The organism is Desulfoplanes sp., assembly GCF_054921335.1.
The window spans coordinates 1-9048 of sequence record NZ_JBUDSQ010000088.1; the positions used below are offsets into that span (position 1 = coordinate 1).

At 54.5% G+C, this 9048-nt stretch carries 9 protein-coding genes; 1 reads left to right on the forward strand and 8 read right to left on the reverse strand.

Annotated elements, in window-relative coordinates; genetic code table 11:
* The first annotated feature begins 162 nt into the window (after window positions 1-162).
* Complete coding sequence (locus ACY692_RS13015) at window positions 163-837, forward strand: hypothetical protein (protein WP_462325807.1); 675 nt, start codon at window positions 163-165, stop codon at window positions 835-837.
* Window positions 838-945: 108 nt separating this feature from the next.
* Here ACY692_RS13015 and ACY692_RS13020 read toward each other — a convergent pair whose 3' ends face one another.
* The 8 genes from ACY692_RS13020 to ACY692_RS13055 all read right to left on the reverse strand — a co-directional run.
* A complete protein-coding gene (locus ACY692_RS13020) occupies window positions 946-1908 on the reverse strand; it encodes an MDR/zinc-dependent alcohol dehydrogenase-like family protein (RefSeq protein WP_462325808.1) in 963 nt (320 codons plus the stop codon).
* Between the two features lie 241 nt (window positions 1909-2149).
* A complete protein-coding gene (locus ACY692_RS13025; protein WP_462325809.1) occupies window positions 2150-3385 on the reverse strand; it encodes a replication-associated recombination protein A in 1236 nt (411 codons plus the stop codon).
* 269 nt (window positions 3386-3654) lie between these two features.
* Window positions 3655-4479, reverse strand: a complete 825-nt coding sequence (locus ACY692_RS13030) for an MBL fold metallo-hydrolase (protein WP_462325810.1) — start codon at window positions 4477-4479, stop codon at window positions 3655-3657.
* A 160-nt stretch (window positions 4480-4639) separates the two neighbouring features.
* Window positions 4640-6268 carry a citramalate synthase gene (gene cimA / locus ACY692_RS13035; protein WP_462325811.1) on the reverse strand — a complete coding sequence of 543 codons (1629 nt, stop codon included), beginning with the start codon at window positions 6266-6268 and terminating at the stop codon, window positions 4640-4642.
* Window positions 6269-6312: 44 nt separating this feature from the next.
* Window positions 6313-7560 carry an aspartate kinase gene (locus ACY692_RS13040; protein WP_462325812.1) on the reverse strand — a complete coding sequence of 416 codons (1248 nt, stop codon included), beginning with the start codon at window positions 7558-7560 and terminating at the stop codon, window positions 6313-6315.
* Window positions 7561-7641: 81 nt separating this feature from the next.
* A complete protein-coding gene (tsaE, locus tag ACY692_RS13045) occupies window positions 7642-8112 on the reverse strand; it encodes a tRNA (adenosine(37)-N6)-threonylcarbamoyltransferase complex ATPase subunit type 1 TsaE (protein WP_462325813.1) in 471 nt (156 codons plus the stop codon).
* Complete coding sequence (locus ACY692_RS13050) at window positions 8109-8558, reverse strand: CBS domain-containing protein (RefSeq protein ID WP_462325814.1); 450 nt, start codon at window positions 8556-8558, stop codon at window positions 8109-8111. Before ACY692_RS13050 ends, tsaE begins: the two co-directional genes overlap by 4 nt.
* On the reverse strand, window positions 8545-9048 hold a 504-nt coding region (locus ACY692_RS13055; protein WP_462325815.1), incomplete at its 5' end, for an ADP-dependent NAD(P)H-hydrate dehydratase. The genes ACY692_RS13055 and ACY692_RS13050, both read right to left, overlap by 14 nt.

Sequence of the window (9048 nt, forward strand, 5' to 3'; positions counted from 1 at the left end):
ACCCGTCCAGTTTATGCGGAAAATATTATTTTATCAATAAAAAGTGTTTGTAATCGCAAGAAAAAATTTTGGCACATCTTTTCCATAGTTATTGTCGATTCTCAGGTAGCTGCAGTGATTTTTAAGAGTGTAATCTTTGTCTAAGTGCATATGGAGGTTGTCATGAAATTATTTTTTACAAATTTTTTTATTATTTGCAATATGTTATTATTTTCATCAACTGTATTTGCATCAAGTATGATAAATACAGATTGTTTCTGGGAATTAAATTGTCCTCTATTGTGCTCTGTCCCTGTGATGTTTACTCTTGAGGAAGAAAATTCTTCATTTGCCGATCTCAATTCCTTTGGGATTTTTCAATACGATGGAGCAACCTTTCACAGTCTAGAAGTATTTTCGGGGAAGGATAAATCTGGAACCACTAGAGAGATTTCCTGCGGCACCTTGTCCAGTAACGGTTTCGAGAGATATTTTCCTTTTTTTGGATTTTATCTGGATACCAGAGAGTGGGGAACCCAGGGGGGGATTTTTTCGAGCGACAACCAGGTGGGATTTGGGACAAGTGATCGGAATCATATGCTGACATTTCTAGACGGGATGGTAACCTATGGTCCCCCGAATGATTATGGTGAACGTCCATCCTACTCCCTCTATTTTGAGGAGCTCAAAGATTTCAATCAAGCCAATGAACCGGATTTCAATGATATGGTCATTACCATGTCCGGCATGGACCCCAGCGGTGCGATGATCTCTTACGGCAGTAACCCTGCACCCGTTCCCGGGACATTGTTTCTACTGGCGGGCGGGATACCTTTTGTGCTGAAAAAAAGGCGATAGGGAACACTGGATATCTGCTTTTATCCTGCTCCTTATGTTTCGATCCGCGCCATCCAGGCAGGATAAACGCGCCATTGGCGACGGTATCATCACCCCCTGTTGCGACAATCACGCAAAATCCAGCAGCACCTTCATGGCTCCTGGGGTTTGTGCCCGTTCGAATGCCTGGAGGGCCTTCTCGAAGGGATAGACGCTGTCGATGATCGGCGACAGGTCCGCGCCGGTTTGCAAATAATCCAGGGCGGGCTGGAACAGGCCGCACCGTGATCCGATCACGGTGATTTCGTCCACAACTACCGGTGTCAGGTCAATGGGGCCGTGCGCGGCAATGGTGCTTTTGAGGATGAGGGTGCCCCGGGGTTTTGTGTGGGCGACCGAGAAGCCGAAGCCTCCTGCGTTGCCTGTGACTTCGACCACGACGTCGTATTTCCTGTCCGGCATGTCATGAAGGAGAATGGTGCCGCTGCCAAGTTTCGCGGAAATGGCCAGGTTGCCCGGATGCTTGCCCACATGGGTGATGGCGGCCCCGGTCGTGGACAGGGCATGGCTGATGAGCAGGCCCAGTTTGCCGTCTCCGACGATGAGCACGTCGTGTTCCGGCGTGATGTCCACCTGTTTTAGAATCTCAAAGGCCGCTGCCAGGGGTTCGGTCAGGGTGGCGAATTTATTGGACAGGGTCTCGGGAACTTCGAGCAGGTTCCTTACCGGGAGGGTGATATACTCCGCAAAACACCCATTGCGTCTGTCAATGCCCAGAGTCGTTCTGTCGGGGCAGTGACGCCCCAACCCCTGCTTGCAGTATGTACATGCTGGCCTGTTGCAACCGCAATTGATATCGCCCACGACCCGTTTGTTGGGCAGGCCCGTGTCCACGTCGTTGACCGTTTCCACCCTCCCGACGAATTCATGGCCTGGAATCCCTGTAAATCCCATGTAGCCTTTGGTAATTTCGGTATCCGTGTTGCAGATGCCGGCCATGAGGATCCGGATCAAGGCCTCGCCCGGCTCTGGAGATGGCTGGGGTGCATTGGTGGTCATGGCCAGGGTATCGGAAAAAATCAGTGCGTTCATGGACAAGCTCCTTGTTTGGCGTCAGGCATGCGGTGCGCCATGTCCCGATCCATATCCCGGCGCTCAATTTTTTTTGCAGTCCGGGCAAGTCCATAGGTGGGAAACGCTCCTGCTCTTACGGTCTCTATTGTTCGTGCCCGCTCAAGCGGGGGACCCGGGTCCGGATTGAAGAGCGGCCGCGAAGCCGTTTTCCTTTCCGGATCCCGCTTCCAAAGATGGTCTTGGAGTACCGACCGGTCGGTCATTTTTTCCCCGGACCACCCCGGGAAGAGCGGGAACGTTTTCTGGATTTGATCCAGTTCTGCAACCGGGATTCCTCGCCCTGTTCCTTGGGCTGGTAGAAGCGGCGGTCGTTGACCTCGTGGGGCAGGTATTCTTGATCGATCCAGGATTCCGGATAGGCGTGGGGATATTTGTACCCTTTGCCGTAGCCCCACTCCTTTTGCAGTTTGGTTGATGCGTTCCGCAGGTGGAGGGGGACGGGTTTGGGACCGTTCCTGCGGATTTCCTGCATGGCGGCCAGGTATCCGGCATAGGCGGAATTGCTTTTGGGGGCCAGGGCGAGATAGATGGTCGCTTCTGCCAAAGGGATGAATCCCTCGGGCATACCAATGAATTCGATGGCCTGCTGGCAGGAGACAGCCAAGGAGATGGCCTGGGGATCTGCCAATCCCACGTCTTCCGAGGCCGAAAGAATGAGTCGTCTGGCAATGAATTTTGGATCTTCTCCTGATTCTAGAAGACAAGCGAGGTAGTACAAAGAGGCATCGGGATCACTGCCACGGATGGATTTGATGAGGCCGGAAACGAACTCGTAATGGGCATCTCCGTCACGGTCCCCCCGGGCCACGATCTCGGGCAGGGCCGCGCTCAAGTTTTTGGGATCACGATCCTTTTGTTCGAGTTTGCCGGTGTACTCCACCAGATTGAGCAGGGCTCTGGCGTCCCCCCCTGCCTGACGTCCCAAAAGGTCGAGACTTTCTTCCGGGATGTATTCGTGCATGTTGGCGGCACCTTTCTGAGCGATCTGGACCATCTCGGCCAGATTGAGTCCCCTGAGTCGCAGAACGTGGAGTCGCGAAAGGAGTTGATTGGTGACGCTGAACGAGGGGTTTTCCGTGGTCGTGGCCAGCAGGGTGATATCCCCGTTTTCAAGCAGGGGCAGAAAAAAATCCTGCTGGGCCTTGGAGTAGCGGTGGAGTTCGTCGAGAACGACGATATCCAGATCGGTTATCTGTTTGCGCAGGGCAGCAATGCCCGTTTCCGGGGCACTGAACCGGGCGAATGCGCGTCCGGTATGCTTGGCCAGAAGAAGGGCCAGGGTGGACTTGCCGCATCCCGGAGGGCCGAAGAAAAGCAGGCTTGGAAGACGGTCGGCGGTCATCATGGCCCGGATGCGCTGTTTGATATGGCTCTGTCCGACAAAATCGTCCAGGCTCCGGGGACGGAGGGATTCGGCAAGGGGTTTGTTGGGCATGGGGCGGGGGGGTAGGTTGTAGGATTGAGGTGTGGTTGGAAAAACCGGGAGCAGTGTTCTGTCCAGAGGAGACTAAAGACGATTCGCACGGCGGCTGGCGGCACGGAGACGGGAAAAGCATCCCCTTGTGGATTTGACCCGGGATCTCCACGGTTTGGTCCTCTTGGTCAAATCCTTGTCAGTAAGGATCCTGATCAAAAGGGGCGATTTTTTAGGACCAGCAGCCAAAGTGAATGCATCCGTTATTCCCTGGGTAAATCGGACAATAACTAGAATTTGACAAACAGGCCCGAACCCATGGGATGGATGGTTTCCGGTAATGATTGCTGGAGCTGTTCCAGGGCCGATTGTCCTGTGCAGTGCCCCGCAAAGACCGTCTGGAAACCGAAGTGTTCGATGGTTGTGCGGGTCTCTTCGATGGCATCTTCTGACGCCCTGCCCAGGTGGAGCCCTCCAATAAGTCCATGGAAGCGATCGATCCCATGACATTTGGCCACATGTTCGCAAGTGTTGGCAAGGCCGCTGTGGCAGCATCCCAGAATGAGGACCGGTCCATTGGCAGATTCCAGGACCAGACACCCGTCGTCGGGAATGGTGTCCGGCCGTGTGGCTTCCCGGTCCCGGTAGAATCCCTGGATTGGTTCATAATGTTCCGCTTGTCTGGTGGTGTTCGTGAACATCGTCAGTCCCGGGGCGAGTTCCATGGTGTTCTCGACAGGAACGAGCTGCTTTTTCAATCTCTCAGGATCATTGGTGCGCAGTCCTATGGCGCGTGGGACGGTTCCCGGGTGGCATGCAAAACGGTCGACAAAAATAGCGGGATGCCCGTAGATCGGTCGCTGAAAATCGGTCTGCTCCCATAGCCGGTCAAGTCCTCCTGTGTGATCGTAGTGACCGTGGCTCAATGCCAGTCCCGCAGCCCGCCCGGGATGGATGCCCATGGAAAAGGCGTTGTCCACAAAGAGTCCGGACTGGCCGGTGTCCCAGATCCACAGGTCGCCGGAATCAAGAATGATCCCCATGCTCAACCCGTGTTCGCAGGCCAGATGGGGATTCATGGTGGTGTTGTCGATGAGAATGGCTATTTGGGGCATGGGGGATAATTTTAGAGATTTTAGGGAGTTCAGGGGTAGAGGGTTACGAGAGTTGGGGGATAAAATAGGTACGGCATAGGGGGTAATGAGTAGCTGTCCGCCCCACAGTAGCCCCCCCATTTTTCAAATTTCTTAACCCCACCAGTCTCTTGGATCCGTCTTACTTGTCTCTTTCCCTGATCGCCTTGGTCAATTTTTTCTGGTCATCCTTGAACAGTTTGTAGTTGACCGAATCTTCAAGTGCTTGGCGGCTGGCTTCGAGGATGTTGTAGTGTACTCCCACGGTCACCCATTGTGCATACTGGTCACGGGATTCGATGAGTACGCGGACCTGTGAAGCGGTTCCGGCAAATTGGTCGTCTTCGTTCTTCAGATCCCAAAGGACGCGTACCTTGAAGTCAACCAGGTGCATGTTGGAGATATTCGGATAGAATCTCTGCAATGCCTTGCGCAGGGCGTTGTCCAATGCGTTGACCGGTCCCATGCCCGTGGCGGCTGTATGTTCGATCATTCCCCCCACCTTGACCATCACCGTTGCCTCGGTGAACGGGGCGTCGTCTTTACGGTGTTGGGTATCAAAGACCCTGAAGGCGATGATCTTGAAGTACTCTCTCGATCTTCCCATGACGCGGTTGAGCAGGAGTTCGAATGACGCCTCCGCTGCTGAGAATTCATACCCGTTGTTTTCACGGTGTTTGAGTTCCGAAAGGAGCTCCAGGACAAAGGGGTCGTTCTTGTCCAGGTCGAACCCGTACCGTTTGGCCTTGAACAGAATGTTGCTCTGTCCGGCGAGGTCGGAGAGGAGGATTCTCTGTTTATTCCCTACCATGGCCGGGGGGATATGTTCGTAGGTTTTTGGGTTCTTGCGTACAGCGCTCACATGGACCCCGCCCTTGTGGGCGAATGCGGATTTGCCCACAAACGGCTGCCTGTGGAAGGAACGGACATTGGCCACTTCGGAAATGACGTGGGACACATTTGCTAATTTGGCCAAGCATCCTTCAGGGAGACAGGGGATACCCATCTTGATTTCCAGGTTGGGGATGATCGAGCAGAGGTTGGCGTTCCCACAGCGTTCCCCATAGCCGTTGATGGTCCCTTGAATGTGTGTTGCTCCGCTCTGTACCGCTTGGAGGGAATTGGCCACGGCCAGCTCCCCGTCATTATGGGCGTGGATGCCAAGGATGGTATCGGGGAATGTCTTGCGGACCAACGTGACGGTCTTTGCGATGTCGCCGGGCAGGGTCCCTCCGTTGGTGTCGCAGAGTACGAGACCGTCTGCCCCCGCCTTGATGGCACGGTCCAGGCACGCCATGGCGAATTCCTGGTTCGCCTTGAATCCGTCGAAAAAATGTTCGGCATCGAAAAGGAGCTCCCCCACCTGGGGCCTGAGAAAGGCGAGAGAGTCGTGGATGATCTCCAGGTTATGTTCCAGTGTGGTCCGCAGGGCCTCCTCGACATGGATATCCCAGGTCTTCCCGAAAATGGTGATCACTTCCGCCCGGGCCGAGACAAGGGCTTGCAGGTTCTTGTCCGATTCTGGTGATGCCTTGGTCATATGGGTGCTTCCAAAGGCGGTCACCTTAGCATGCGTTAGCTCGTAGTTCTTGATATCCTTGAAAAAACCAAGATCCGTAGGGTTCGAACCCGGCCAGCCTCCTTCGATATACTCGACCCCCAGGTCATCGAGTTTTCGAGCGATGCGTATCTTGTCCGCTGTTGACAGGTTGATTTCTTCGGATTGGCTTCCGTCGCGCAACGTGGTGTCGTAGATGGCTATTCCGGACATGGTCTCATTCTCTTCGGCACAGAGGAAGGGCCGGTTGTGGTTGGTTATGCCAGGGGTTGTTCACAGGCGGGAGAAATTTCCTTGTCCAGCCCGAAGGCTTCGTGCAAGGACCTGATGGCCAGTTCCGTGTATTTCTCCTTGACCAGACAGGAGATTTTGATCTCCGAGGTGCTGATCATGAGAATATTGATGTTTTCCTTCTTCAGGGTTGCAAAGGCTATGGAAGCGATTCCCGCATGGGTGCGCATGCCCACACCGATGATGGATATCTTGCACACGTTGTCGTCATGGAAAATATGCAGTGCCCCAATATCTTCTTTGAGCCGTTCAAGAATGGCCAGGGTATCCCGGACACTCCCCCTGGGTACGGTGAAAGTCAGGTCTGTGCGGTCGTCCTTGCTCGGGTTTTGGACGATCATGTCCACAACGATGTTGGCCGCGGCAATAGGCTCAAAAATTCTGGCCGAAACACCGGGTTCATCATTGACTCCTACAAGGGTGATCCTGGCCTGATCCTTGTCGTAGGCGATGCCTGAAACCAGGGCTGCTTCCATGGAATTTTCCTCCTGTGTGACGATGGTCCCGGGCTCGTTGGAAAAGGTGGAACGAACATGGATGGGGACATTGAATTTCTTGGCAAACTCGACAGACCTGATCTGGAGCACCTTGGCTCCCATGCTGGCCATTTCGAGCATCTCTTCATAGTCGATCGTATCGATTTTTCTGGCTCTGGAACAGATATTGGGATCGGTGGTGAACACCCCTTCGACATCCGTATAGATTTCACATAGCTCTGCCCCGCTCGCAGCGGCCAGGGCCACGGCACTGGTGTCGGACCCCCCCCGCCCCAGCGTGGTGATACGCTGGGTATAGTCACACCCCTGAAAACCAGCCACGACCAGAACGTCGTACCGTTCCAAAAGGTCGTGGATCTTCTCCTGCTCGATATCCAGAATACGGGCCGAACCATAGGTGGGGTCCGTACGGATGGGCAACTGGTGCCCGAGGCAGGATCGGGCCTCGATGCCGTCTTCTTTGAGCAGCATGGTGAAAAGAGAGACCGATTGTTGCTCTCCGGTGGAGACCAGGACATCGAGTTCCGCCTGATCTGGGTGTTTTGTCCAGGAAGCGGCTGTCTTGAGCAAGGAATTGGTCATCCCGTGCATGGCCGAAAGAACCACGATGACCTTGTACCCCTTGTCCAGTCCGTCGAGCACTTTTTGTTTGACCTTGAGCATGCACTCCCGACCGTCAACGGAGGTGCCGCCGAATTTTTGGACTAAAATACGCATGATTTCCTCGAAGATGTGTTGCTGAAGAATGATTGGGAGGGATAATGGCCTGACCGGTACCCTCCAGCTGTTCCAACCGTCTTAGTCCCGAATGAGACAGGCCAGCATCTTTGCGCCCATGGGCCCTTGGGCGGTAAGGGATAGATCCCTTGATGACCCCCGCACGGACCACCCGATGAGGAGGTACTCGTCCGGCCAGAGTTGGTCCGGAAGGTGTTCTATCCATTCGGCAATGCATAGCCGTGTTGGGTCATAGAGATATTCTTCCATGGTCCCGTCGAGGCCCATTCCTTCCATGCGGTAGAAATCGAAATGGGCTGTTTCCGGCCGTGTCGGGTAGACATTCATTACCGTAAAGCTCGGGCTGCTGACCTCCGCCCCCTCCCCCCCCGGCAGTAGGGGGACCAGCATCCCGGTGAGGGTCGTTTTTCCCGATCCCAGATCACCCTGGAAAAGAATGGCCGGAAAGGTTTCCAGCCCTTGGATACAAGCAGCCAGCTTTTGGGCGAAACGGGATGTGTCCGCAAGAGAACCGAGAGTGATATCCATCATCCGACAACGGTTTTAAGGACATCTTTCATCCCGACCATGCCCACGAGTTTGCCGTTTTTGATGACGGGCAGGGAATGGAATTTTTGATCGACCATGAGACCGGCGATTTCATCCACAGGCGTATCCGCATCGACCGTCACCGGTGAGGCTGTCATGGCATCTTTGACTGTGGAAGCGGAGATCTTTTGGATTTCTTTTTCCATGGCCGACATGGAGTTCAAGGGAAGAAAACCGTCCAGAAAGGTGAAGACGGATGGGAGGGGAAATTTCTTCTGGAGGGTCACCAGATCGCTCTGGCAGAGGATGCCGAGCAGGTTTGCGCTCTCGTCAACAACCGGAACACCGTTGAAGTCATTGTCCAAAAGAATGGCCGCGGCCTTGGAGATGTCTGTTTGTGGGGTGATGGTCACCGGGCTTGGGGTCATGATATCGCTAGCTTTGAGCATCGTTCCACTCCTTGAGGGCGTGAGGAAGGGTATGGGCAATTTCTTGTGCCAGATTGCCCCTAAAAGGGTATTCCCGGGCCAAAATCTGTCCGCACAGCCCGTGCCAGTATACACCGAGTTGGGCGGCCATCAATGTGGGAACCGATCTGGCCATCAACGCGGCAATGATCCCTGACAGAACATCGCCGGATCCTCCAAGTGCCAGATTCGGGGTGGCAAAGGGGGAAATGTACACCGGGTCCATGGCGTTGGAGATGATCGTGGCCGCTCCTTTGAGAAGGATATTGACACCGTGTCTGCGAGTGAAGTCACGGACATACGCCGCCCTTTCCGCATTGATATCCTGGGCGGTTACATCGAAGAAACGGGACATTTCGCCCGGATGTGGGGTGACGATTGCTTGGGGGGGGAGCTTGCGCAGCAGCTCCGGATCCTGGGCAAGAAAGAAGAGAGCGTCGGCGTCGAAAAGGGTTTTGGGATGGGGGGCCTG